The organism is Devosia sp. (assembly GCF_028290625.1).
GTDB lineage: Bacteria > Pseudomonadota > Alphaproteobacteria > Rhizobiales > Devosiaceae > Devosia.
This window is the reverse complement of the sequence record NZ_JAQGJM010000037.1, coordinates 130568-156525: the sequence shown is the minus strand read 5'-3', so window position 1 is coordinate 156525 and position 25958 is coordinate 130568. Positions and strand designations below refer to the sequence as shown.

19 protein-coding genes are annotated in these 25958 nt (G+C 61.9%); 12 read left to right on the top strand and 7 right to left on the bottom strand.

Going from position 1 to position 25958, the window contains the following annotated elements; translation table 11 throughout:
• The first annotated feature begins 72 nt into the window (after positions 1–72).
• The 4 genes from JWR51_RS21005 to JWR51_RS20990 all read left to right on the top strand — a co-directional run bounded on the left by JWR51_RS21005 (position 73) and on the right by JWR51_RS20990 (position 3505).
• A complete protein-coding gene (locus tag JWR51_RS21005; RefSeq protein WP_299752298.1) occupies positions 73–672 on the top strand; it encodes an HAD family phosphatase in 600 nt (199 codons plus the stop codon).
• Between the two features lie 78 nt (positions 673–750).
• Positions 751–1752, top strand: coding sequence for a Gfo/Idh/MocA family oxidoreductase (locus tag JWR51_RS21000; RefSeq protein ID WP_299752295.1), 1002 nt, complete (start codon positions 751–753; stop codon positions 1750–1752).
• Between the two features lie 25 nt (positions 1753–1777).
• Positions 1778–3019, top strand: coding sequence for an alanine racemase (locus JWR51_RS20995; RefSeq protein WP_299752292.1), 1242 nt, complete (start codon positions 1778–1780; stop codon positions 3017–3019).
• Entirely contained in the window at positions 3020–3505 is a 486-nt protein-coding gene (locus JWR51_RS20990; RefSeq protein ID WP_299752289.1) for a RidA family protein, read from the top strand.
• Here the strand turns inward: JWR51_RS20990 and JWR51_RS20985 are convergent.
• Together JWR51_RS20985 and JWR51_RS20980 are read right to left on the bottom strand one after the other, a co-directional pair.
• Positions 3498–5135: a hydantoinase B/oxoprolinase family protein gene (locus tag JWR51_RS20985; protein ID WP_299752286.1), complete on the bottom strand. Its 1638-nt coding sequence runs from the start codon at positions 5133–5135 to the stop codon at positions 3498–3500. The two genes, JWR51_RS20990 and JWR51_RS20985, sit on opposite strands and share 8 nt — an antisense overlap.
• On the bottom strand, positions 5135–7234 hold the full coding sequence (locus JWR51_RS20980; protein ID WP_299752283.1) for a hydantoinase/oxoprolinase family protein: 2100 nt from the start codon (positions 7232–7234) through the stop codon (positions 5135–5137). Before JWR51_RS20980 ends, JWR51_RS20985 begins: the two co-directional genes overlap by 1 nt.
• 206 nt (positions 7235–7440) lie before the next feature.
• Between JWR51_RS20980 and JWR51_RS20975 the strand changes: the two genes are divergently transcribed.
• The 3 genes from JWR51_RS20975 (at position 7441) to JWR51_RS20965 (ending at position 11911) form a co-directional block, all read left to right on the top strand.
• Positions 7441–8463 (top strand): LacI family DNA-binding transcriptional regulator, encoded by a 1023-nt coding sequence (locus tag JWR51_RS20975; RefSeq protein WP_299752280.1) that lies wholly within the window; start codon positions 7441–7443, stop codon positions 8461–8463.
• Positions 8464–8683: 220 nt separating this feature from the next.
• Entirely contained in the window at positions 8684–11014 is a 2331-nt protein-coding gene (locus tag JWR51_RS20970) for a methyl-accepting chemotaxis protein (RefSeq protein WP_299752277.1), read from the top strand.
• Positions 11015–11152: 138 nt separating this feature from the next.
• On the top strand, positions 11153–11911 hold the full coding sequence (locus tag JWR51_RS20965; RefSeq protein WP_299752274.1) for a DeoR/GlpR family DNA-binding transcription regulator: 759 nt from the start codon (positions 11153–11155) through the stop codon (positions 11909–11911).
• Here the strand turns inward: JWR51_RS20965 and JWR51_RS20960 are convergent.
• Positions 11908–13155, bottom strand: a complete 1248-nt coding sequence (locus JWR51_RS20960) for a glycoside hydrolase family 3 N-terminal domain-containing protein (RefSeq protein ID WP_299752271.1) — start codon at positions 13153–13155, stop codon at positions 11908–11910. The genes JWR51_RS20965 and JWR51_RS20960 overlap by 4 nt on opposite strands.
• On the opposite strand from JWR51_RS20960, the gene JWR51_RS20955 reads away from it, so the two are divergent.
• Positions 13079–14152, top strand: coding sequence for a glycoside hydrolase family 3 N-terminal domain-containing protein (locus tag JWR51_RS20955; RefSeq protein ID WP_299752268.1), 1074 nt, complete (start codon positions 13079–13081; stop codon positions 14150–14152). The genes JWR51_RS20960 and JWR51_RS20955 overlap by 77 nt on opposite strands.
• A gap of 245 nt (positions 14153–14397) precedes the next feature.
• Positions 14398–15192: a substrate-binding domain-containing protein gene (locus JWR51_RS20950; protein ID WP_299752265.1), complete on the top strand. Its 795-nt coding sequence runs from the start codon at positions 14398–14400 to the stop codon at positions 15190–15192.
• Positions 15193–15263: 71 nt separating this feature from the next.
• On the opposite strand, the gene JWR51_RS20945 is transcribed toward JWR51_RS20950, so the two are convergent.
• Positions 15264–15839 (bottom strand): DUF1349 domain-containing protein, encoded by a 576-nt coding sequence (locus JWR51_RS20945; protein ID WP_299752262.1) that lies wholly within the window; start codon positions 15837–15839, stop codon positions 15264–15266.
• 237 nt (positions 15840–16076) lie between these two features.
• Between JWR51_RS20945 and JWR51_RS20940 the strand changes: the two genes are divergently transcribed.
• Together JWR51_RS20940 and JWR51_RS20935 are read left to right on the top strand one after the other, a co-directional pair.
• Positions 16077–19481, top strand: coding sequence for a molybdopterin-dependent oxidoreductase (locus JWR51_RS20940; protein WP_299752259.1), 3405 nt, complete (start codon positions 16077–16079; stop codon positions 19479–19481).
• Positions 19482–19513: 32 nt separating this feature from the next.
• Positions 19514–20530 (top strand): glycoside hydrolase family 3 N-terminal domain-containing protein, encoded by a 1017-nt coding sequence (locus tag JWR51_RS20935; RefSeq protein ID WP_299752256.1) that lies wholly within the window; start codon positions 19514–19516, stop codon positions 20528–20530.
• 295 nt (positions 20531–20825) lie between these two features.
• Here the strand turns inward: JWR51_RS20935 and JWR51_RS20930 are convergent, their stop codons facing one another.
• Positions 20826–21302, bottom strand: coding sequence for a GNAT family N-acetyltransferase (locus JWR51_RS20930; RefSeq protein ID WP_299752254.1), 477 nt, complete (start codon positions 21300–21302; stop codon positions 20826–20828).
• Positions 21303–21992: 690 nt separating this feature from the next.
• Between JWR51_RS20930 and JWR51_RS20925 the strand changes: the two genes are divergently transcribed.
• Positions 21993–23111 (top strand): ring-opening amidohydrolase, encoded by a 1119-nt coding sequence (locus tag JWR51_RS20925; protein WP_299752251.1) that lies wholly within the window; start codon positions 21993–21995, stop codon positions 23109–23111.
• A 24-nt stretch (positions 23112–23135) separates the two neighbouring features.
• Here the strand turns inward: JWR51_RS20925 and JWR51_RS20920 are convergent, their stop codons facing one another.
• Together JWR51_RS20920 and JWR51_RS20915 are read right to left on the bottom strand one after the other, a co-directional pair.
• Entirely contained in the window at positions 23136–24560 is a 1425-nt protein-coding gene (locus JWR51_RS20920; protein ID WP_299752248.1) for an MFS transporter, read from the bottom strand.
• Positions 24561–24652: 92 nt separating this feature from the next.
• The gene (locus tag JWR51_RS20915; protein ID WP_299752245.1) at positions 24653–25951 is read right to left on the bottom strand and encodes a hypothetical protein; all 1299 of its coding nucleotides are present in this window, start codon (positions 25949–25951) and stop codon (positions 24653–24655) included.
• Between the last annotated feature and the right edge of the window lie 7 nt (positions 25952–25958).

The following is a 25958-nucleotide window of genomic DNA, read 5'->3' as shown; positions in this document are numbered from 1 at the left end:
CCCAGTCAGCTCTTAGATCGATCTAATAGCGATATCGCGTGCGAAACTCAATCGAAAATTGGAGGGTCCCGTATGGTCAACATCGTGTTCGATATTGGCGGCGTACTGATCGACTGGAATCCAGAGCATCTCTACCGAACCGTCATTCCCAATGCGGATGAGCGTCATTTCTTCCTCACCGAGGTGTGCAACCCGGCGTGGAATGCGAAACAGGATCTGGGCCGGTCCTGGGCCGAGGCCGAGCAGGAGGCCGCACTCCGCTTTCCGCAATGGGCAGACGCAATTTCGCTCTACCGTAGCCGCTGGGACGAGATGGTCTCGGGCGCTATCCCGGGCGGCTTTGAGTTGCTCAGCGATCTCCATTCCAAGGGTCACAAGGTGACGGGCCTTTCCAATTGGAATCAGCACACCTTTCGCGAGATCGGCGACCGGTTCCCCATGCTCAGTCTACTGCAATGGGTCACGGTCTCCGGCGAGGTGGGCCTCGCCAAGCCCGACCCGGCCATCTATCGGCTCCACGCTTCCCGGCTAGAAAGCGAGCCCGCCCAGATCGTTTTCATCGACGACAATGTGCGCAATATCGAAGCGGCGATCGCCATGGGATGGCAGGGAATCCTGTTTGCCGACGCCGCCAGCACGCGGGCCGACCTGCAGCGTCTTGGACTTGTCTGAGCACGTTGAAACGTCAGTTGCTCGTTCGCTCGGAACGCGCTATTAGATCGATCTAATCATTTTGAAAGGGAACCAGAAATGACCAAAAAGCTAAGGTGGGGCCTGATTGGCGCCAGCAATATCGCGCGCGAATGGATGACCGCCTCCATCAACGGGAATCCCGATTGCGAGGTCGTGTCGGTCTATAGTCGCGACGCCGAACGCGGCGCGGCCTATGCCAAGGAGCTGAACCTGGCGCGGTCTTTCATCGATCTTGCAGCGTTCCTGGCCGATCCGGAACTCGACGCTGTCTACATCTCCACCACCAACGAGAAGCACGAGCAGGAGGCCGTCGCAGCGGCCAAGGCCGGAAAGCACATACTGTGCGAAAAGCCGCTCGCTCTCACCGCGGAATCGGCGCGCCGTATCCTCGAGGCCGCCAAGGAGGCGGGAGTCGTCCTCGGCACCAACCACCATCTGCGCAACATGGAATCCCACCGCGCCATCCGCGACGTGATCCAGTCGGGCCAGCTTGGCAAGATCACCTCGGCGCGCATCGGTTTCACCGTCGATCTGCCTGAGAAGCTGGCGCGCTGGCGCCTCAATGACCCCACCACCGGTGCTGGCGTGATTCTCGATCTGACGGTCCATGACATGGACTTGCTGCGCTATTATTTCGGCGCCGATCCCATCGCCGTCACCGGCATGGGGATTACCTCCGGGAATGCCCAGCATGGCATCAAGGACAATGTCATGACGATCTGGCAATTCCCCGATGACCTCCTGGTCGTCTGCCAGGATTCGTTCATGGTGCCGTTCGGCGGCACCGCGGTCGAGATTCACGGCACCAAGGGCTCCATTTCGGGCGACGGTATCCTCTGGCAGAAGCCGCAGGGCCGCGTCGATGTGAGCGATGCCCAAGGCAGCCATGAAATCCGGGTGCGCCACCTGGTTCCATACGATCGCACCATCACCGATTTCGTCGCCGCCGTGCGCGGGACCGGCGTTCCGTCGGTTACTGGCGAAGATGGCCTGCGCGCGCTCGAACTGGCGCTTGCTGCCACCGTGGCGATCGAAACCGGCAAGACCGTAAGGCTTTAGGATGGATGCATCGAGGGAGACGGAATTGAACGAGCTCGACTTCCAGAAGGGACTGCCCGCCGGGGGGGTACTTCACCGGCCCGCAAACCTTCTCGCCGTGGACGGGACATTTCCCGTGGCGGCGATGCGGCGCTCAGCTATCCGTCACAACCTCGATTGGATGGTCAGATACTGTGCGAAGCAGGGGATCGCCTTTGCTCCGCACGGCAAGACCCCGATGATACCGGCAACGTTTCACTGGCAGATGAATGCTGGTGCCTTCGCCATCAGCCTCGCGGACATGCGGCAGGTGCGCGTGGCAGTGGCGGCTGGCATCCAGTCCATCCTGCTGGCCAATGAGGTCATCGGCGCGGCCGACATAGCCGAACTCATCGACATCCTGATCACCCGTCCTGGCGTGACGTTCTACTGCCTCGTCGACTCGGTCGAGGGCGTGCGGCGGCTGGGAAGCGCGGCCCGGACCCGAGGCTTGGGACGGCCGATCGAGGTATTGTTGGAGGGCGGCATGCCGGGCGGTCGGTGCGGCGTTCGATCCGTCGAGGCCGGCCGTGTCGTCCTGGCGGAATTGGCGTACTGGCCCGAGCTGCATCTGCGCGGCATCGAGGGCTATGAAGGCGTCATAAAGCCCAGCGACGACAATGCCCAGACGGCCGTTGCCAACTATATCGACTTCCTGTCGGCTCTCGCCCGTGAGGCCGAGGTGACTGGTCTGTTCGATGGCGGGGAGATCCTGCTGTCGGCCGGGGGCACCAAGTTCCATGACATCGTCGTCGACCGGTTCAAGAGCGCTGGCCTGCGATCCCCGTCGATTATCGTCATTCGCTCGGGATGCTACCTATTCCATGACCACGGCATCTATGCCGCCGCCTTCAACGACATGGTCGCCCGCAGCGCTGCGGCGCTCCATGCAGGTGTCCTGCAACCGGCCCTTGAGGTCTGGGCCCAGGTCCTGTCTCGTCCCGAAGAGGGTATCGTCATACTCAACGCCGGCAAGCGCGACTGCCCCTATGACGCCGGCATGCCCACCGTGCTCAAGGCCTTCCGGCCCGAGAGCGAGACCTGGTTGGGGGATGTCACCGACCACGCGGTCTTCGCATTGCATGACCAGCATGGCTACGTGCGGGTCCCGCCCTCGTCGCCCCTGCAGGTGGGCGATCTGGTCGGGCTGGGCATTTCCCATCCCTGCACCTTGTTCGACAAGTGGCGAACCGTGCTGGAGATAGACGACGACTACAATATCCTCGATGTGCACGAGACCCATTTCTAGATGGATGACACCGATATCGTGGCGCGCCTTGCCGCGCTCGGCTTCACGCTGCCTCCGGCCGCCCCACCCCAGTTCGTTTATGTCCCGGTGGTCCTGCACCAGGGCATTGCCTATGTGAGCGGACAGATACCCAAACAGGGCGATGACGTGCTTTACACCGGAAAGGTGGGGGCGGAGGTCAGCCAGGAAGCAGCTATGGCCGCAGCAGAACTCTGCGTGCTCAATGCACTCTCGCAATTGCGACTGGTGCTCGGCTCGCTGGCCAGGATCGAGCGCGTGCTGAAGCTGACGGGCTTTGTCGCGTCAGCGCCTGGCTTCAATGCCCAGCCCAAGGTGATTGACGCAGCATCGACCCTGCTGGGCCAAGTTCTCGGCGAAAGCGGCCGCCACGCCCGCTCGGCCATCGGGGTTGCCGAATTGCCGAGGAACGTGCCGGTCGAGATCGAAATGACCCTGGCGATCAGAACGTCGCTCAGCTTTACCTGAGCACAACAATCCCGTTGGCGATATCCGCCGTGACGGCTGCCTGGCTACGGTCGGCCGGATCGCCGAAGCCGGCGCCGCCCGGCGTATGCACCACCAGCCAATCGCCGGCGGGCACCTTCTGACGGCCCTTGCCGCGCAGGACCTTGCCGGAGCCCAGGCCAACGTAACCCGCCGCCCCTTCGCCGCCGCCGGAGCGTCCGCGCGCCGGATGCTCGATCCGGTCCAACGCGGCGTAGATGTCGAAAGCGGCCGGTTCACGGTTGCTGATCTCGATGACTTGGCCGAGACCGCCCCGGAACGTGCCCTGGCCACCGCTGTTGCTGCGCAGTTCCTTCTTGCGGAAGAGCAGCGGTGAGATGGTTTCGATAATTTCCACCGGGACGCCGGACACGCCGCTGGGAAAGGCGGTGGCGGAAAGGCCATCCGAGGTGGGCCGCGCACCCACGCCTCCGGTCTGCACGGCCAGCACGGAGAAGCGGCTGATCGTGGATGTGGGATCGACGGCGTCAGCCGCATCGCTTTCGAGGATCAGATTCCATAGCGACGAGGCACCCTCGGCCGGCACCGCTATACCGGGGACCTGCTCGAGGCAGCCAAAGATGACGTCGGGCAGCATCTGGCCGATGATGTGGCGCGACGAAACGGGCGCGGGGCGTTGGGCATTGAGAATGCTGTCGGTGGGTGCTTTGACCTTGATTGGTTCGAGGGAGCCGGCATTGTTGGGAATGTCGGGTGCGATCAGCACGCGCACGCCATAGGTCGAATACGCCAATGCATAGTTGAGCGGGACATTGATGCCCTTGGCCGACGGCCCAGAGGTGCCGGAGAAGTCGATGGTGATGGTCTCTTTGGCGATGGTCAGCGTCGCCACGAGGTCGATCGGCTTTTCGTAGCCATCGACCCGCATCGATGCGGAGTAGCTGCCCTCCGCCAGCTTGGCGATTTCCGCCTGCACCGATTTGCGAGACTGCTCGACGATGTGATCGGCAAGCGGCTCGAGCGAGCTCAGTGAAAATTCGCGCATCATCTCGATGAGACGTTCAGCGCCGACGTCGTTGCAAGCGGCCAGCGACAGGATATCCCCCTCGGCCTCCGTAGGATAACGAGAATTGCCACGGACGATCGCGATGAGCGTGTCGTTGATGGCGCCACGATCAATCAGCTTCAGGAACGGCAGGTAGAGACCTTCCTCCACGACGTCGCGGCCGTCGGGACCAAAACCGATGCCGCCAATGTCAATCAGATGACTGGTGCAGGCAAATATGGCGACCAGCTTTCCGTCGAGAAAGGTCGGCGTCACCACGACCATGTCGTTGAGATGGCCGGTTCCCATCCAGGGGTCGTTTGTGATGTACACATCACCTTCCTGCATTTCCCTGGGCGGAAAGGCTTCGAGGAAGAACTTGACCGATTCCGCCATCGAATTCACGTGCCCGGGTGTGCCGGTAACGGCTTGCGCGAGCATGCGGCCACGAATGTCGAACACACCCGCCGACAGATCGCCGGACTCGCGAACGATCGGGCTGAAGGCGGTGCGAATGAGCGTTTGCGCCTGTTCCTCGACCACCGAGATCAGGCGGTTCCACATGATCTGGGTGTGGATGTCGGCCAGGGGGGAATGCAGATCCATCAGTTGGGCTCCTGCTGGGTGGTAAGAACAATATAGCCATAGGCATCGATCGAGGCGGCAAAGCTGGAGGTCACGACAGTCGACGTCTCGTCCTCTGCGATGACCGCGGGACCGGGAATGGTCTGCCCAGGGCCGACCTTGTCGCGCCAATAGATGGGGCTGTTGATGAAGCGCCCCAGGCGGGCGTCGAACAACTCCGTGGTGCCAATGGGCCTCGCGGGGCCACGGTCGGCGGGGGGCACGTACGCCACCGTATCGGCGCTTGCGGTGCCCCGGGCCGTTGCAGTGACGGCCCAGCTAAGCGCTTCGATATCCGCCCGCTCGATCTTCCGCTTGAACAGCGCGATGTAAGCGTCCGTGAACCGGGCAGCGAGCTGTTCTCGGTCGTCTTCGACGATCGGCCGGTCATCCAGGTTGATCTCGATCTCGTGACCCTGCCCGGAATAGCGGAGGAAGGCCGAGCGTTGGATGTCGATCGTGGCATCCGGCACCGCCTCGAGGATGACACCCGATGCCTCGGCGATCATTTCCTCGAATTGGCGGTTGATGGTCTCCGGTTCGATCTGGGAGATGCGCGTGAAGGTGCTGCGGACCACTTCATAAGCGACCGGCGCGCGCAGGAAGCCGACAGCCGAACCCACGCCAGCCCCGCGGGGCACGATCAGGCGGTCGATGCCAAGTTTTTCGGCGAGGCGCGCCGCGTGCAGAGGGGCGGCGCCGCCAAAGGCGACCATGGTCCGTGATCGGACGTCCTTGCCGCGCTCGATGGCATGAACGCGCGAGGCGTTGGCCATATTCTCTTCGACCATCTCGCAGATACCGAACGCACCCAACTCCGCCGTGGTGCCGAGGGCGCCCGAGATATGATTCATGATGGCAGCCAGCGACAGCGATCGGTCCAGCTTGATCGTACCACCGGCAAAATTGTTCGGGTCGATCTTGCCCAGGACCAAATCCGCGTCGGTCACCGTGGGCCGCTCGCCGCCGAGCCCGTAGCAGGCGGGACCGGGTTCGGAGGTCGCGCTTTCCGGCCCCACCTGGATGCGTGCCAGATTGTCGATCTTGGCTATCGAGCCACCCCCTGCACCGATCTCGACCATTTCGATTACCGGTATGCGGATGGGCATGCCGCTACCCTTCATAAAGCGCTTGGAGCGCGCGACTTCGAATGCCCGCGACTTCAACGGCTCGCTTTTGTCGATGACGCAGATCTTGGCCGTGGTCCCGCCCATGTCGAAGGACAACAGGTTGTCCACGCCGCATTGACGGCCCACGTGAGCCGCCAGGATTGCGCCGCCGGCCGGCCCGGATTCCACCAACCGGATCGGCAGTTCGCAGGCATTGTTGAGCGTGGTCAAACCACCGCCCGAGGTCATAAGCAGGGTCGGGGCCACCAGGCCCATCGCGTCGAGCTCCTGCCGCAGTCGCCGCAGGTAGCTAGCCATCAGCGGCTGGACATAGGCATTGGCGCAAGTCGTCATCAGGCGCTCATATTCGCGCACCTCGGGACAGACCTTGCTTGAGAGGGATATATAGGCCTCGGGCATCAATTGCGCGAGGCGCTCGGCGACCTGCTCCTCGTGGTCGGGCGAGACATAGCTGTGCAGGAAACCGACCGCGACGCTCGTTACGCCCGCCGCGCGCATGGTGGCGACGTGGCCGGGGAGACAGTCGAGATCGATGGGGATGACAACGCTGCCGTCGACAGCAATACGCTCGCGGATCGTGAGGCGCAGTTCCCGACCGACCAGGGGTTCGGGCTTCATCAGATTGATGTCGTACTGGTCGAAGCGGCTTTCCCGGCCGATCTCGATCACGTCGCGGAATCCCTCGGTCGTAATGAGCGCGGTGCGGGCACCCTTTCTCTCGATGAGCGCATTGGTGGCGAGGGTCGTGCCGTGGATGAAAAGATCGACTTCGCTGGCGGTCAACGACGCCCGCGCAAGTGTTTCGACAATGCCCCGGATGACGCCTTGTTCCGGTGCCCTGGGTGTCGTGAGCACTTTGGCGGTAAAACGGCTCGTGCCATATTCCAGAGCAACGTCGGTGAAGGTGCCGCCGATATCGGCGGCCAGTCGGCATGGAACTATGCGGGTCATCATTCCCTCAACGGAACTACGCAATGAAGATCATCTATTAGATCGATCTAACGCGCGAGTTTGCTGCCGTCAAGTCAGATGCGCCCTTGCGCCTGCCCTTGCTGCGCGTGGACGTGCCACCCTTGTGATCGATCCAACCATGTGCCACATGACTCAAACGCGCTGAACGGCGCCGGCGAGCGAGCTTTGGACAAGAGGAGCGAACTTTGGGTCAGAGAGTCACCCTCAACGATGTAGCTGAACATGCTGGCGTGTCGCGCTCCACCGCGTCGCTGGTGGTGCGAAATAGCAAGCTGATTGTGCCGGAGACGCATGAGAAGGTGCGCGCCTCCATGAAGGCGCTGGGCTATATCTATAACCAATCCGCCGGCAGCCTGCGATCACAGAAGACCAAGACGCTCGGCATGGTGATCGCGGATGTGTCCAACCCGTTCTACGCCATGCTTGCCGCAGGTATCGAATGGGCCTGCAACCAGATGGACTATCTTACAATTTTCGCCGACACGGCCGAGGACGGCCACCGCCAGAAGATGATTGTCGATCGTCTGATCCAGCACAACGTGGCCGGTGTATTCCTGTGCCCGGCAGGGGACGACAGCAATACAGATCTCAATGCTCTCAAGTCAGCCGATACCCCCGTCGTGCAGATCATGCGGCACGTGCCGGGCAATCTGGCCCCCTATGTCGGCCCGGACAACCTCGCCGGCGTGGAACTGGCGGTCGATCACGTTGTGTCGCTGGGCCGACGGTCGCTAGCTTATCTCGGCGGGCCGGTTGGCAAATCCTCCAGCGAGGAGCGCCTCAAGGGGTTTCACGATGGCCTGCGCAAGCACAGGCTGACGCCTCGTCCCGAGTTCATCCTCTCGGCGGGTATTAATCGCCGCCAGGCGCTGGAGACGATCCTGCCGATCCTCGATCGCCCGGACCGGCCCGATGCCATCATTTGCTACAACGACTTGATGGCCTTCGGCGTCATGCTGGCGATGCAGCGTCTTGGGCTGACACCTGGAAAGGACGTCGCGCTGGTCGGGTTCGATGACATCTCCGAGTCGGAACTCTGGACCCCGGCATTGACGACAATTTCCATCGATGCCCGCAATATCGGTCGTCTGGCTGCGCGGGTGTTGCTCGATACCATCGCGGATCCCCACAAGGCTGTCCATGACGTCATCGTGCAGCCACGCCTGGTTGTTCGGGAATCCTGCGGCGAGCGGTTCGCCAAACGCTAGTTTCCAGCGGGCATCACGACGGCTGCCGGCGGTTCAATTGATTAGATCGATACAATTAAGTTGCGCCCTAGCGCGGCCTTGTTCCTGAGTAGAACGTCTGTCCTTCCAAGAACTTACGCTATCCTGGGCCATTTTTGTCGCCAAAGAGCTTCCCGCGTCCTTAACCTTTCCTCAATCGATTCGTTAGAACGATCTAATAGTTCGATAGGAATTGGGATTCATGCGCTTCACTCAGATATCGGCCAAACTGCCCTTGTTCGTCGTAGGCATTGCGCTCGTCGTCGGCGTCGGTGTCGGTGGCGCAACCCTGCTGGTGGCCTCATCGGCGCTGTCGGCCTCTACTCAGCTACGGCTCGAAAGCGTAGCCACCGCCCGTGTCACGGCGCTGCAGGAGCTCTTCGGGGAGGTTACCCGGGACATTCAAATGCTTGCCGACAGTTCCATGACCTATGAGATGGTCCGCAAGTTTGGCGTTTCCGTTCGTCAACTGGGCGACGACTCGACCAGCATTCTTCAGGCCTATTACGCACCGCCGGAAGCCGTGGCCGACGATGACCGCGCCGCGGCGGGCGAGGCGATCAGCCGGGCCGCCTATGATGGCAATTTGACGCGATACGATCCGATCCTGCAACGCGCACGGCAACGCTACGACTATGGCTCGCTCTATCTTTTCGATCCCAATGGCAACCTGCTCTATTCGACGCAGCGAGGGAGCGATCTGGGTGGCAAGTTCGGGGAAGGCGGGGCCTTGGCGACCACAACTCTGGGCCAGGCATTCGCTGCCGCCAATGCCGCTGATCGAGGCGTCGTGGCGTTCGAGGACCTTGCCCCCTATGCGCCCGAAGGCGGCGAAGCTATCGGCTTCATGGCCACCACGATCGTGGACCCCGCCGGCACGCGGTTAGGCGTCCTGGCGGTGCAGGTGCCGTCCGACCGTATCAACCAGATCATGAGCGACCGCACGGGCCTGGGTGAAACCGGCGACGTGGTCATCCTGGGCGATGACGACCTGCTTCGCAGCGACACGGCGGCCACGCCCGGCAGCGATCTGCTGATCCGGCAGGCGACTCGGGCAAGCGAGCAGGCAGACGTTGAAACCTCTGTCGCCCCATTCAACGCGTTGGGTGCCCAATGGCGGATCGTTGCCACCCAGGGGCGGGCGGAAGCCATGGCCGCCGTCGCCGACATGCAACACCTGGTCGTACTGATCGGTGCGGCACTCCTGGCCCTGACATCGCTGGTCGCCGTCCTGATGGTGCGTAGCATCACCAAGCCGATCTCGCGCCTCACGCACTCGATGGACGAGTTGTCCGGTGGCAATCTTTCCGTTGAGGTCATCGGCGGCGAGCGCCAGGACGAAGTCGGCGCTATGTCGCGCGCCGTTGAAGTGTTCCGGCAGAACGGTCTGGCCATTGCCGAGCTTCGAGACAAGGACGTGGTGTCCCAGCGCCAACGGGCGGCCGATCGCGCAGCGATGATGGCCGAGTTGCAACGGGCATTCGGGGAAGTCGTTCAGGCGGCCACGGCCGGCGACCTGGCCAAGCGTATCGAAACCACGTTCGTCGATCCCGAACTCACGAGCCTCGCGAGAAACATCAACCATCTGCTCGACACAGTCGAAGCGGGGATCGTCGAAACGGGGGACGTACTGTCGGCTCTGGCAAATGCCGATCTGTCGCGCCGCATGTCGGGGCACTACCAAGGGGCCTTCAACCGGCTAAAGACCGACACCAACGCCGTTGCCGAGCGCTTCTCGCAGATCGTCACCCAGCTCAAGACGACCTCGGTCAACCTCAAGAACGCAACCTTCGAGATACTGGAAGGAGCCAATGACCTGAGTCGGCGCACCGCAAATCAGGCGGGTACGATCGAGCGGACGGCCGATGCCACGGAGCAGCTGACCAAGACGGTCACTCACAACGCTACGCGCGCCGAGGATGCTCGCGCTCGCGCGCAGGACGCCCATCAATCCGCAGAGCGCGGCGAGCATGTGATGGCCACCGCGACGGCGGCCATGGAAAGAATACTTACATCCTCCGGCAAGATCGCCAGCGTCAGCAACATGATCGATGACATCGCCTTCCAGACCAATCTCCTGGCGCTCAACGCCTCGGTCGAGGCGGCCCGGGCCGGGGATGCCGGCAAGGGCTTTGCGGTGGTCGCTGTAGAAGTGCGGCGACTGGCTCAGTCCGCCGCCGTAGCATCGGCGGACATCAAGAGCCTCATCGAGCAGAGCCTGGGTGAAATCCACTCCGGGACAAGCCTCGTATCGGAAGCGGCTACCACGTTGGGCGAGATCATTGGTGAGGTGCGTGGCGTCGCGGGCCTTGTCAGCGACATCGCCTCCGACAGTCGCGCTCAGGCGAGTTCGCTCGCCAAGGTCAACGCGGCCATCCGGGAGCTCGAGGAAGCCACCCAGCACAATGCAGCGCTGGTCGAGGAAACCAACGCGGCGGTGGAGCAGACCAACGCGCAGGCCACGGAACTGGACACCATCGTGGATTTGTTCCGCAAAAGCGGGAATGCAACCCAGCGGCGCGTCGCCGCATAGCACAACCGTGCATAATCGTTGACGGTCGTGGAAGGTCGGGTGCGTTGCCCTGTGGGTGTGGACCCGGCAGATAGTATGAGCGGTTGTGAATTCAGCAAGAACGTGCAAGAATCGGCAAAGGTCCAACGATGATGCGCGATGCTTACCGAAGAACGCCTAGACTTCATACGCCAGCAATTGTCTCGTGACGGCAAAGTCATCGCGGGGGACCTCGCCATCTTCTTCAAGGTGTCGGAGGACACCGTCCGGCGCGACCTGAGGGAACTCGCAAAATCGGGGGAATGTCGCAGGGTCTATGGCGGCGCACTGGTGGCCGCGTCGAATGCCGGCTCGATCGACGTGCGTCAGGCCGCAGACCCGCTTGAGAAGCAGAAGCTCGGCAAGGCCGTCGCCTCGCTCATCAGCGCCAACCAGACATTGTTCATCGATGCAGGATCTACCAATCTCGCGATTGCGCGCGCCTTACCCAAGGACATCCAGTTGATGGTAATCACCAACGCGCCCGGCGTGGTGAGCGTCCTGTCGGACCACAAGAATTGTTCAGTTCTGATGCTAGGGGGGCTGCACAACAGGGACAAGGGCGCCAATCTGGGCAGCATTACCCTGCGCGAGATCAGGTATATCAATGCCGACATATTCATCCTGGGCGCTTGCGGTATTGACCCCGCCATGGGCGTGACTGCGCTCGATGTTGGTGAGGCCGAAGTGAAGCGGGCCATGCTTGACCAGAGCGCGAGTTTGATCGTCGCCGCCACGGCGGACAAGATTCGGACTGTCGCGCCGTTCAAGGTCGCCGACGCGTCGGCAGTGACCCACCTCGTGGTCGAGCGGCCGATGGCATCCGAAATCGAGGCCGGATTTGCCGGCAACGGCACTGCCATCCATATCGCGAGCTAGCGAGCCGCCGCCGACACCGAAGCGAATGCGCTTTCTAACCGGGCAAGTGGAAGGGTCCCCGTGTCGATGGCTACGGCAATGGCCTGGGTGATCGCGGGGATATTGGACACCGAGCTGGGAGACAGTAGCAGTAGGTCTGCCCCTGCCGCCAATGCGTTGATGCAGGTGTGTTCGATCGTGTTGTCGCCTTGTGCCGAGCGATGATCCAGATCGAGCGTGATGACCAACCCGGTGAAGCCGAATTCCTGCCGCAACAGCGCAATGAGCTCCTGTGACAGGCTTGCGCTTGCGGGGGGCATGACGGCCTCGAAGACTGCTGACCCCATCACGACGCCACTGGCACCGGCCGCGATTCCGGCACGAAATCCGCCCGCATGCCTGAGCACGGTTTCCAGACTGCCGCGCACGATCGCGACCTCGGTGGCAGGATTGCCCATTAATGCATGGTGGCCGGGGAAGTGTTTCAACGCGGTCTGGATACCGCCGCGCTCGGCCCCTCTGACATAGGCCGCCACCAGGCGATCCACTGAGGCGGCGTTATCGCCAAGGGTGCGTCCGTTCAACCATTCGTTTTCCCCGCCGATCAGGTCGGCGGTCGGCGAGAGCAACATGGTCACGCCGAGCGAGGCAACAAGTCGCGCATAGTGGGAGACCGCCGTCTCCAGCTGCTCGGTCGACATGCCTTCTGCCTGCTCAAGGGTTGGAAGACCCGGGGCTATTGCATGGAGCCGGTCAACTGCCGACATGTCGCCATCGCAGGCGATCACCAGTTCGCCGGCGCGAGACCTGAGGTCCGCCGTGGTTTTTCGCCACCGCTCGGCCGTCTCCTCAGCAATCCTGTCTGGTCGCATGCGTCCTGAACGGAATTCGTCTGCGTATTCCCCAAACAGGATTGCCCGGCCTCCACGATCGAAAAATTCCAAAACGTCGCGATCGAGCGTCAGCTCGGTCGACACTGGCAAAAGCACGCCATACGCAAGTTCTTCAAGCCTGATTGCCACGACGTCCGATCCCTCATGTGTCTGTGGAAGCGAGTAATAGAACGCCAAATGCGCAATATCAATTACTAGCATGCAAAAACGCGTGGAAAGCCGAACCGTAATCGTGTAGAAATCGGCAATGTCAATGACGGCACGGTTCCGTGCCTGTGTGTGCCAGGATATGCCAATGCGCTTTACGACCTCTGAGAACGCCCGTGCCGTGCTGCTGCCGGCGTTCGACAACACCACGCTGAGCGATTCCACGAAGCGCTTCCTGGACCAGGGCGGTATCGCCATTCTGCTCGGGGAAAGTCGCAGCGAGTATGTGGCGCGCGAAATGAGCAGCGAGCGAAGGCAGCACGAGACGCTTGATAGCATCCGTGCCGTCACCGAAGAGGCGCGCCTCCGGTCCGGACGCCTGCTGGTCGCGATGGATCAGGAAATGGGCGGAACATGCAGGCTGCACGACTTGGTTCCACAATTCCCCGCAAGACATGAACTGGCCGGCACGAGCAGTGCCGAGATCGAGGATATCGCCTATCGCATCGCCCTTGCGGCGGCCTCGGCAAACGTCAACATGTTCCTGTCGCCGGTTCTGGACGTCCTGACCGGTCCAAATCCCTGGCTGGAGGGGCGTACGTGGTCCGACGATCCCGAGGTCGTCGCCCGCTTGTCGGCGGCCTATGTACGTGGCGTGCAGCGCGGCGGGGTCGCGGCCACGGGCAAGCATTTCCCAGGTTTCAGTACGACAACCGGCGATCCCGCTGTGGACCGCCTCGCCGTGAACCCGCTATCACTGGCGGACGTGGAAGCCATGCACGCGCCCTTCCGGGCAGTGATAGATGCGAATGTGGAAGTAATCCTGGTTGGTCCAGCCATCGTCACTGCCTATGACGCTCAAAGGCCCTCGCTACGGTCCTCCATAACTGTCTCCAAACTCCGTGACGCGCTGGGATTCAAAGGTTTGGTCATGGCCGACGATCTGGACTCCAAGGCAACCATGCTGGGAGACAGCGTCGTTGAAGTGGCCATCGATGCGCTCAATGCGGGGTGCGAGTTTCTGCTGCTGGCCGATATCGGTACCCAGCTAGAGGACGTGGCGGAGGGCATCGTCTCGGCGGCGCAGTCGGGTCGAATTGACGTCGATGCACTGGCGTCGGCGGCGGAACGCGTGCGGGCACTCAGTGACCGGTACGCTCCCAACAGCTCCGATTTCCCGGTCGCGAACCCGCCGGTTGCGATCATCGCTCCAAGTCGCTAACCTGCTTAGATCGATCTTATTGGTGTGACGTGCAAAAGCGACCCACGCAGAAGCTGATCGCGCAGATAAGCGGATTCGGCATCACTACGGTGTCCTTGGCCCTGAAGGACGGGCCACGGCTGAAGCAGTCCACAAGAGAGCGCATCCAACTGATTGCCCAGGGTCTTGGATATGTTCCCGATAGGGCAGGCAGATCCCTTCGAAGCGGGCGGACTGGGGCCATAGCCTTGATTCTCGAGGGAGACTTGATCGAGGGGGAAGCCGAACTTATCCGGGGTGTGGCAAGTGCGCTGCAAGATCGAGGACACAGCCTCCTTGTTCGCTTTGCGGCTGAGGGCGGCGGTACGCTTGCGCCCGTTCTCGAAGCCAACGGCATAGCTGACGGCTTTATCTTCCTCGGCGACCGTGCGAGTGGAGAGCGCGTCCGCTACCTTCTGAAAGAAAACATTCCTTTTGCCACCTATGGCAGAACGTCTGCTGATCCGAAGCATGCGTTCCATGACTTCGATTATTCCGGCTTTGCCAAGTTGGCGGTCGCGACCCTGAAGAGGCGTGGTGCTCGTCGGATATTGCTTCTCCACTCGATCACCCATTTGACGAGGTCTCGGCTGCTGGAAAAAGGCCTGCGTGAGGCATGCGAAAGGCAGGGCGTGCCGGAACTCGTCTTGCGGCATGTCACGAGGGATTTTGCCAAATCCGTCCCGCTGCCGGAAGACCGTCTCCTTGGGAGCCTCCTGGTGACCGGTGACGGCGTGATCCTTTGTGACCAGCACGCCATTGAATCAACCGTAACGGCGGCAAACGCGCTTGGATTGCGGGTGGGACACGAGGTGTTTCTGTTTGCCAGATGTATCGGCAGCCAATTGAGCAGTCCCCAATACGGGAACATCGATATCGTTGTGGACGACCTGGAGCTGGCCGGTCGCGAGCTTGCTTCGGCGGTGCTGCAGCTCATCGGAGGAAAGCCGCCGGAGGGACTGCACCGACTTCAATCCGTCAGCCCGGTCTATCCGCCCGACGCCGCAGGTCAGGAGCCATAGCTTGGACGAGAGTGCCTTTGCGGACTGGCAAGAAGCTTGCGCGGCAGCCGGTTGGGAGCGGTGAAAGACTGCTAGTGAAGATCCCGCGCAACGGGCTTCTTGATGGTAAAATCCTTGAAGGTTATTTCCAGGCCCTCGCGCTGAGGAGAACAGCACATGATGCCGACGTCGATCTTGTCGGTCTTGGGAATATGGGCCAGTCGCGCCGCCTTCCATTGGTTGTCGTTCTGGTCCAGATATTGAATGCGTATTGCTTCGGCGTGCCTGGTCAACCGCAGGCGAATGGAACCGCCATCCGCACGAATCGGCATTTGCGACCAATCTGAATTGTCGTTGGTCACCACGACAGAGAAATGCATCGCTCCGTCGGTATATTCTATTCCGGCCTTCACCCAGCAGTTCTCGCTGAGCCGGATCATCAGTCCGGCTTGATCGTAGAGTTCCTGGAACTTGCCGGAAATTGTAACTTCCGCGGTGAAGTCGCCTGAAACGGCCTGCCACATGAAATGGCCGGAGTCGTGCCAGAACCCGTAGAAGGTTCCTCTCCAGAAATCCGTCTGCCCGCCAGTCCTGACAGTAAGCTCATCGCCTTCGACACGGGCGTGCGGGGGCGGATTGAGCCAACTCAGCTTATCGTAGTTGTTCATTGCTCCACCTCATGGTCACGTCCGTCTGATGCTCTGTTTATGGCCCTAAAGCTGAGACGGGCCGCACCGACGCGATCTGCACATCTCCGATGATCTCCATCGGTTCGGCAAGCCCCATCAGCACGTCGGTGCGCATCACGCCCCGGGGCATCAACACCTTGATGTCCCTTTTCCTTGACACAGCAGACACCGCCGGCATACTGCTATTAGATCGATCTAAGTCGAGGAGGCACTGACTTGCGGGAAGAGAAGGCCGGCTTCTGTGCGCTCTGCAAGTCGCGGTGTGGCGCAACCTATATCGTCGAAGACGGTCGTCTGATCGGTACCGCGCCCGCGCCCGATCACCCCACCGGCAAGTCGCTTTGCGTCAAGGGCAAAGCCGCGCCGGAAATTCTCTACCACCCTGACCGCCTTTTGAAGCCTCTTAGGCGCACGAAACCCAAGACCTCAGACGATCCCGGCTGGGTCGAGATCTCCTGGGAGCAAGCGCTTGGAGAGATTGGCGAGAAACTGCGCGGCATCCGCGATGCCCACGGTATTGAGGCTATCGCTGTCTCAACCACGACTCCCAGCGGCACAGCGCTGAGCGATGGCGAGGAGTGGGTGGAGCGCCTTATTCAGGTGAGTGGCACGCCCAACTGGGTCAGCACCACCGAAATCTGCAATTGGCATAAGGATTTTGCCCACGCCTTCACCTATGGCACGGGCATTCAATATCCCGATTACAAGGAGGCCGAGCTGGTCGTCCTGTGGGGGTTCAATCCGAGTTCGGTCTGGCTCGATCAGGCGACACAGGTCGCCGAAGCCCGGGCGCGCGGTGCCAAAATCATGGTTGTCGATCCGCGGCGTTTTGGATTCGCTATCGGCGCCAATCAATGGCTACGCGTGCGCCCAGGCTCGGATGGCATTCTGGCGCTTGGCATCATGCGCCTCCTGCTCGAGCGCGGCCTTTATGCCGCCGACTTCGTCAGGCGTTGGACCAATGCCGCCTTTCTTGTCCGTGAAGACACTGGCGAATTCCTGCGCGGCGCCGACCTTGCCGACCCCGGGGTGGACCCGCAGGCCTTCGCCATCCTCGGCCGCGATGGCCGCCCGAGTTTCGTCGGCCGCCATGACGGCGCCGATGCCGAATTCGGTAGAGCGGCGCTCACTGGCTCGGTGGTCGTCACGACGCCGCAAGGTCCTGTACAGTGCACGACCGCTTTTGATCATCTGCGCGCCGCAGCCGAGCGATACACGCTGGCCGACGTTTCCCGCCTGACCTGGATTCCTGAGGCCGAAATCGAAGCCGCGGCGGAAATGATCGGCGCGGCCAAAAGCGTGGCGTATTACACGTGGACCGGCCTCGGCCAGCATGCCGAAGCCACTCAGATCGATCGCGCCCTGGCGACGCTGATGGCGCTCAAGGGCAGCTTTGATGCACCCGGCGGCAACATTGTCCTTCCCAGCATTCCGCGCAACAGCGTCAGTGGCCCGCATCTGCTGCCACCTGAACAACTGGCCAAAACCATCGGACTCGCCGATAAGCCGCTCGGCCCGCCCAATCAGGGCCGCATCACGGCCCACGATTTTTACACCGCGGTGCTGGAACACCGGCCCTATGCGGTGCGCGGGCTGATCGGGTTTGGCGCCAATCTCGCGGTCGCCCACGCCAACCCGATGCGTGGCCGCGATGCCCTGATGGCACTGGACTTCTATGTCCATTGCGACACCTTCGAAAATCCGAGCGCGCGCTATGCCGATATTCTGCTGCCGGTCAATACGGCCTGGGAGCGCGATGCCTTGCGGGTCGGGTTCGGCTCAGGCCTCGCCGCGCAGGAGCATATCCAGCTTCGGCAGAAAATGGTCGAGCCGGCCGGCGAATCCCGTTCTGACGCCGATATCGCTTTTGCCATTGCCGCCGAGCTTGGCTTGAAGGCACAATTCTTCGATGGCGATGTTGACGCCGGGCGCGAATACATTCTCGCGCCGAGCGGGATCACCCTGGACCAACTCGAGGCGCATCCGGAGGGCGTCCGATATCCGCTCGCACAGCGCTATCGCAAATACGCGGAAGTTTCCGGAGACGAAGTGCGCGGCTTTGCCACCGAAACCGGCCAGATCGAGCTCTATTCGGCGCTCCTTGCGCGACACGGGCAGCCGCCGGTGCCGACATTCGCCGACGACGAGCTTCCCGCAAATGACGACTACCCCTTTGTGTTGACCACCGCAAAGACCGGATACTTTTGCCATTCCCAGCATCGCCAGGTGCCGTCGCTGCGGAAGCGTGAGCCTGAGCCATCGGTCAGCATCGCTGCCTCGGCCGCGGAGCATCTCGGTCTCGAAACCGGCGATTGGACTGAGATCGAAACGCAATATGGTCGGGCCCGCATGCGGGTGAAACTCGACAACAGCCTCGATCCACGTGTCGTCCGCGCCTCCTATGGGTGGTGGCAGGCCAACAAGCAACTCGCGCTGCCGGGATATGACGCGTTTTCGGGCGAAGGTTCCAACTACAATCTGCTCGTCGGCAATGATCGTCTCGATCCGGTTAGCGGCGCGGCGGCGCACCGCTCCCAATCGTGCCGCATCATTCCGCTGGCCGTCCAATCAGATACCTGGCGAGGCTACCGCAAGATGCGCGTCGCCGCGTTAAGGCGCGTCGCGGACGAGGTCACCGCGATTTCGCTGCAGCCCTTCGACGGGGGGCGGCTTCCGGACTATCAGCCGGGCCAGCATCTCGTCGTCCGCCTGCCGGCCGAGGAGGGTGACGACGCGCTGATCCGTTGCTATTCGCTGACCGGCCCTGCGCAACATCCAGAACGTCAAACCTATGACATCGCCGTGCGGTTCGTGCCGGCACCTCCCGATCGGGCGGACCTGCCGCATGGCAAGATGTCCAGCCATTTGAACCGCCGCCTCAAACTCGGCGATGTGATCGAGGTCCGCGCCCCGACGGGCAAATTTGTTCCGCCAACCGTGAGTACGCGCCCCATAGTACTGGTCGCCGGCGGGATCGGCATCACTCCGTTCCTCGCCTATCTCGAGACGCTGGCAACGCTGCGGGATCGGCCGCGCGTCCATCTAGCCTACGCAAACCGCACGCATGCAACCGAGGCGTTTACCGATCGCCTGGCTGCACTTCTGGACATCATTCCAGAGCTGACAGTCTCCCGTCACTGGAGCCAGTTGGAGGGTAGCCCACCATCCGGAGTTAGTTCAGGTTTCATCGGTCGGCAGGACATCCTGCGCGATGAGTTCGAACTCGCCCCGGCGGTGTACTTTTGTGGTCCCCCCGCCATGACGGGCGCACTGAAAAGCGCCCTGGAAACCGCGGGACATCCCACCAATCTCGTTTTCGAAGAAGCATTCTCTTCCGGCGCCATCGACGAGACGGCCCTTCCCCAGGGCCCATACTCGGTCACGTTTGTCAGATCCGGCAAAACCGTGACTTGGGAGCGCAATAGCGGCTCGCTTTTGGACCTGGCCGAAGCAGCGGGGGTCAAGATCACGAACGGCTGCCGGGCAGGGCAGTGCGAGAGCTGCGAAGTGCCCGTTCTTGATGGGCGGACTATGCACCGTGTTGCCGTCGCGCACCCAGGCGGCTCCGCCTGCCTCGCATGCCAAGCCGTCCCGACATGCGACCTGCTCATCGACGCCTGACAAAATCACCTTCAGACACTTAAGGACTCCAGATGGCCACGCAACTGACCCGAGACATTCACGCTCTGTTTTTGCCGATTTTTCCCAAGCTAGAAATCAGTGATACCGCTGCCCGTTTTCTCAGCGAGGGCGGTATCTCGCTTCTCTACGGCGAGACTCGCGAAGAGTATGTCAGCCACGTCATTGATCCGGTGCGGGTCGCCGAAGAGTCGGCAGAGCGCTGGCAGACGACCCTGGGCGTTGCGCGAAACCTTGCCGGTCCGGTCCTTGTCGCCGTTGATGCTGAGATCGGGGGCATCCAGCGGTTGCATCAGCTAGTACCTCCGCTGCCCTCGCTTGAGGATGCACAGCTCCGAAGCGCCGACTATATCGCCGAACAGTCCAAGGCCGTTGCTGTCGCCGCTCGCAGGTTGGGCGTGAACGTGTTCCTCTCCCCGGTCGCTGATGTCCTGGCTGGTCCCAACCCATGGCTTGAGGGGCGCACACTGGGCACCGACCTAGAAAATGTTGCCAAGATTGTGGGTGGCTTCGTCTCTGGCGTGCAGAGCGGCGGGGTCGCTGCCACCGTCAAGCACTTTCCCGGTCATCCCGTTTGCGTGCTGGATCCCGCTGTTCATGAGGCTGTGGTTTCATGGACGATCGACGAGCTCCGCACCTATTTTGGTCCGTTTCAGGCTGGAATCGACGCCGGCGCTGACGTGGTGATGATGGGGCCCGCCATCTTCTCGACATTGGCCAAGCCGGCTGCCGCTTCGATCTCGCCGGAGTTGATTTCCCTGCTTCGGAACGATCTCGGATTCGGTGGCGTGGTGCTTACCGATGACCTCGACTGGAAGGCGACCATTCGCGACAACAGCATGGAAGAGACCGCAATTGCGGCCGTGACAGCCGGTGCCGACTGGATGTTGGTTTCAGCCGCCGGGGTCGGTCACATACCGGCCATGGTTGGTGCACTGGAAGCCGCGGCCGGTCGCGGCGAGGTGTCCGCAGAGAAGATAGCTACCTCTGCCGCAAAGCTGCGCGCTCTCGCCGCACGCCTCAACGGATGAGTGTTGTTCGAGGTGCCGCCATCGATCGCAGGCGGCGTTAGCGAAGGGTGATGCACCCCGACCAGAACCGCTGTCCCGCCTTACCGGTGCGAGGGACACCAGCTCTGCCCCCCTCCACCAAACACCACTACTTTGAACGCTATGCCGACGATGGCGATCGTCGGCATAGCGCCAAGGGCGTTGCTCGCTGGTCGGCCACGAACGCCGTCCGCGACCGTTGGGGGCCGTGATGCGACCGCCGAGCTCGATCACAGATGCTCCGTGCTGGACGCTTTGAGAATTGGCCGAGGCCCTTTCAAGGGACGCACGTTGGCTCTCTGCCTTGGGGATCGACGTCTTCGCGATACCGTTCCACCCGGACCAGGCCGTCTTCGTCCAGTCCGAGAAATATCTGGAAGCCGCAACGCCGAACGCAGGCCAGGCTTGCCGCATTGTCGGGCTCGATAGCGCCCTCCAATACCTTGAATTCGCTCCCCGGTCCCGAGATGAAGGCACTGAGGACCGCAACACCGAGACGCCTTCCTCTGAGATCGGGGCGGAGCGCGATATCAAGATACCCACGTCCGTCCTTGCCGTTGTCGATTTGCAACGCGGCAATCATTTGGCCCGTAGCATCCTGGGCGACCCAGCATCGGCCTGTTTCCGCTGACGTCACATAGGCGAGCCATTCGTCGGTTGGATAAGAGAGCCGACGTCTTAGTTCGGCATCTTCAAACCAAGAGCGAAAATCGTCTAGGTCGCCGTCATCAAAGGGCCGAAAAGCGATTCTCAATGAATGCTCCCTGAATTTCGGCAGGGGTGCCGTGCCTGACCGGCCTAGCGACGCCCACCGTGCAGGAGGCCCGCTGATCTCGGCTTGGCCTGCTCATTGTGAGAAGCCGAAGCACTAGAGAGGCGAATGAGCCTTGAGAAAAGGCGGGACCAGGAGAAAGATCCCTGCGAACTCGGCCTCGATCTGGAGCCGAAGTTCTTGGCAAAGGCCTTTGCACTCTCTTCGTTAAGCGCCAACGCAAACCCGAGACCGACATAGCTGCTTGTCATGATCCACTCCCGATCTTTCAGCCAGTGCATACCTGTCCAAGTCCAGCTGCAATTGCGCAGGCCACCCATTTTTGACGCACTTCGAAGCACCATCTTGCGTTCCACGTCAGCAAGTGCGGTGGTGCTCGTCGCGGCCCGACGGTCCTCGGCACCCACGGCGAGCAGGTCAGTCTGTAGCTTTCCCAACGTCTGAACTTTGCCTGCCGGGAACTTGAACGTGTCTTCGCCGACGTGCGCTACCGATGTGGTGTTCCTTGCGCTACGGCAGCCATTTTGGACGATGACGCAAAGCCATAAATTTGACGCCTAAGGCAGTCATTTTTGTATTTTATTGCAGTTGATTTTGTATACAGTGCGGTGGTGACTTGACTCCGATCTTGCCCAAAATCCGAGTCAAGTCGACTAAAGTGAGAGGATTCCCATGGCCAACGCACTCGTACCCACCATCGACGCCTTTCGGGTGCCGCTGGATCACACCACTGATATCTCCGGCCTGCAACGGCTCTTGAGGGAGGGTCTCCTGCGTGCCGACGACGTCATCGCAGTAACCGGCAAGACCGAAGGATGGCAGTCCGGCGAGACGAGCCGGCTCGATGCGGACCAGGCTATCCGCCGCTTCCTGCTCGACCACGGATCGCGTCCGGCCAGCACGATTGACCAGGTCCCCATGGTGTTCACCACAGGCGGCATCGGCATACTGACGCCGCATATCGTTGTGTACACGCGTGCCTATGCGGCGCCATCGACCGACGGTACCGCCCGATTGGCGATGGGCGTTGCGCGGTCCGACCTGATTCGTCCGGAATGGATGGCGACGTCCAGGATCGTCGAGGCCAACGCCGATGCTGTTCGGGCAGCGGCGGCCGATGCCGGCATCGAACCCGGTGCGGTCGAGTATGTCGTCGGCAAGGCGTATTATCCCTCGCGGCAGGATTTCGCGGACGCGCGCGCCGCTGGCCACCACATTCCCGAACTCGACGCCCGCAAATTGTTCCGCAAGGCGAGCGGGGCTGCGGGCCTTGGCGTGGCCGTCGCCGCCGACGGGATGGCTATGCCCGCAGCCGATGCGGTGGGTGAGCGGCTTGACCTGTGGTCCGCCAAGGTCGCGGTGTCGGCCAACGAGTGGGAGCCAGTCGGCGGAGACGGTCCGCAGACCCAGTTGATGGTGTTCGGCAACCGGGTTGGTGCTGGCGGGCGGCTTCGGGTTGGCCATGCCGCAATGGCCGACACGCTCGATATCGACGCTCTGCGCCGAGCGCTGCAGCAGGCAGGCCTCGATGTCGGGCCAGGTCCGCTATCGCCGGAGCATCGCGCCCGGATCGTCGCGGTTTATGTGAAATTCAGCGTGCCTGCCGAAGGTCGGCTACGGGGCCGCCGGCAGATCGTGGAGAACCCCGAATACGGCAACCAGGTAAAGGCGGCACTCGGGGGCATGTTCTCGGCGTTCCTTCAGGACAACTTGGTGTGGATTTCCGGCTCGGCGACCCATCAGGGGCCAGCTGGTGGTGGCACGGTCGCGGCGGTCGTGGATGTCAGCTGATCTCGAAGAAGCCAGGAGATCGGCTTAGGCTTCGGGATAGCTGCTGACCGCTGACTGCCCAATTGGCGTGTGCACCTGTCCAACCGAAGCGTGAAGGCCTCGCATTTGAAGGGCGGACACCAATGTCAGCACAGCGAGGAAAGCGAAGCTGAGTTGGAAGTCGACCAGATCCAGGCCCGGCGCGCCGCGGAGGGCCTGGAACAGGCTGAGGCTCAGGCTTCCAACCACCACGCCCAGCAGGATGGTGATCTGCATCAGCATGGTCGACAGGGTGGACGCTGAACTGCGCTGTTCGGGAGTGATATCGATGAAGGCCAGCACGTTGAGAGCGGTGTATTGCATCGAGCGGGTGGCGCCGCCAAACACCATCAGCGCAATGACGAGATAGATCGGCGTATCTGCCCGCAGCAGAATGCAGAGGGCGATGGCACCGGCGCTCAAGATGCCATTCACCACCATCGCCTGGCGAAAGCCGAACCGTTCCAGCACCGGAGTGGTGATCAGACGGACCGCGAGATTGCCGCCGAAATAAGCTACCATCAGGCTGCCCGCCTGGAACGGATCGAGGCCGAAACCGAGCTGGAACAGCAGCGGCAGCAGGAAGGGCATGGTGTTCAGCGCGATCCGGTAATAGCTGCCGGCCAGGAGGTTGGAGAGCGCAAAGGTGGGCCCGCTCATGGTGGAAAAGTCGAGCAGTGGATGCTTGGCGCGCCGCATATAAAGCGCTGCCAGCCCGGAGAGTGCAGCGCCGGCGACCACCATGGCGATCGTTAGCGCCATATTTCCGGTGCGATGCACCAGCCCGTCCAACCCGGCCAGCAGACTTCCCAGCCCAAGCGAGGTCATGATGAGGCCGCGCCAATCCAGCGGCGCGTTGCTGCGATAGCCATCATCGGGAATGAGCCACACCGCCAGCGCCAGGCTGCACAGGCCCAGCGGTATATTGATCAGGAATGTCCAGCGCCAGGAGAAATAAGTGGTGATGAAGCCGCCGATGGTCGGTCCGATCACTGGAGCAAACAGGGCGGGCCAGCTCAGCAGCGATATGGCGCGCACCAGCTCGGAGCGGTTGGCGAGGCGTAGCACGATGATCTGTCCGACCGGGACCATGAACGCGCCGCCTGCACCCTGTATAGCCCGCGCGGCGATGAATTGCGGCAAGGTCTGTGCCCAGCCGCACAGTACCGAGCCCAGGGTGAACACCACGATGGCGCCGAGGAACACACTGCGCGCTCCGATCCGGTCGGCGAGCCAGCCGGCAGCCGGAATGAGGATCGCCACGGTCAGCATGTAGATCGTGATGCCGATGCTCATGCTCAGTGGTTCGACGCCGAAGGACTGCCCCATGCTGGGCAGCGCGGTGACGATGATGGTGGCATCCAGCATCTGCATGAACAGGGCACCGGCCACGATCAGGGCGATGGTGTGGACAGATGGCTGGGCCTTCATAAACACAACTCTTGGTTAGGTTGATGCATACGAGATGGATAAAAGAAGGCCCGCACTAAGCGGGCCTTGCAGTTTGCGCCTTGGTCGAGGGGTCAGGCCGCGACGCGCTTGATGATGGTGAAAACCTGTTCAGGCGTGGCCCAACGCGGATAGGCCGGATGGGCCGCGAGAGTGTCCGCAAGGATCGTCACCGCTTCGGCGATCTGCTTGTCGGTGAGCGTCAGGCCCAGCGACTTGGCCGCGGACGCCACCACCTTGCCATTGCCCTGCTGCGAATAGACCCAATGGAACTCGGCGCCGATCAGCGCCGGATTGTAGCTGCCGCCCATATTGGCGAAATCGCCCGGAGCGCGGCCGTCGAGCATCTTGTCGATATCGTGCGGCCCCTCGCGCAGGAATTGGTGGGACCCCACCACCGGCTTCAGGGGCGGCACCGGGAAGCGCATGATGCGGGCCAGCTCATCCGATGCCCACTGCAGCTTGTCGAGGCGGATACCGGTTTCGGCGCCGTAAAGCACATCGAGAGCGACCACTACTTCCTCCATGGCGGCAAAGCCGGAGCGGTAGGAAACGCCGTTCAGCGCGACGTCGGGAGAGGCGCCGGCGAGCACGGCGGCAATGGTACCAGCAGTGTCCATGCCGAAATCGTCATGAGTGTGCATGGTGAGCGGGGTCGGTCCCTTGAGCCGGCTGCGGAAGGTCTTGACGTAGTGGGTCATTGCCTGGGGCGAGAGGGCGCTGGTTGAATCCATCAGATCGAAGCGGCGCACGCCATTGTCGATGGCGGTATTGCACAGCGCTATGAACTGGTCGAAGTCGCGCCGGGCGCAATTGGCCACGGTAGCATTCCACTCCATGCCGGCAGCCTTGATATACTCGTTCATCGCCGCCATTTCGTCGGCCTGGCGCTTGCGGGCATCGTCACTAGGCGCTTGCAGAAGGCCCGGATTGAGCAGCTTGAAGCCGGCTTCGGCAAACATGTCGACAGTCTGCTTCATCAGCGGCATCGGCGTATCGCCATTGCCCAGCAGCGTGTCGGTGAAGACATTGAGTTTGAACTTCGGCTTGGCTTTGGCGATGGCGAGCGCCGCCGCCAGTTCTTGCGGATCGGGTTCGCCGCCGCGCCACCAGACATTGAGGCTTTCCTCCTCGACGCCCAGTTCCTCGAGCAGGCCGCAGATCTCTATGAGCTCGCCTTCGGTGGGCCGCACCCCAATCGTATAAATGACCTTGCGGATGGTGCTGTCGATCAACCCCAGCGGTGTTGGGATTTCGTAGCCGGCGGTCACTTCGGGTATGAAATTGAATGGGCTGACAAAATGCCGGCCCTCTGCAAAAGCCTGGCCACGACCGGCATTGCCGAGCGGTGCGTTAGGCTTGGGTGAGCTCATGGCAGGA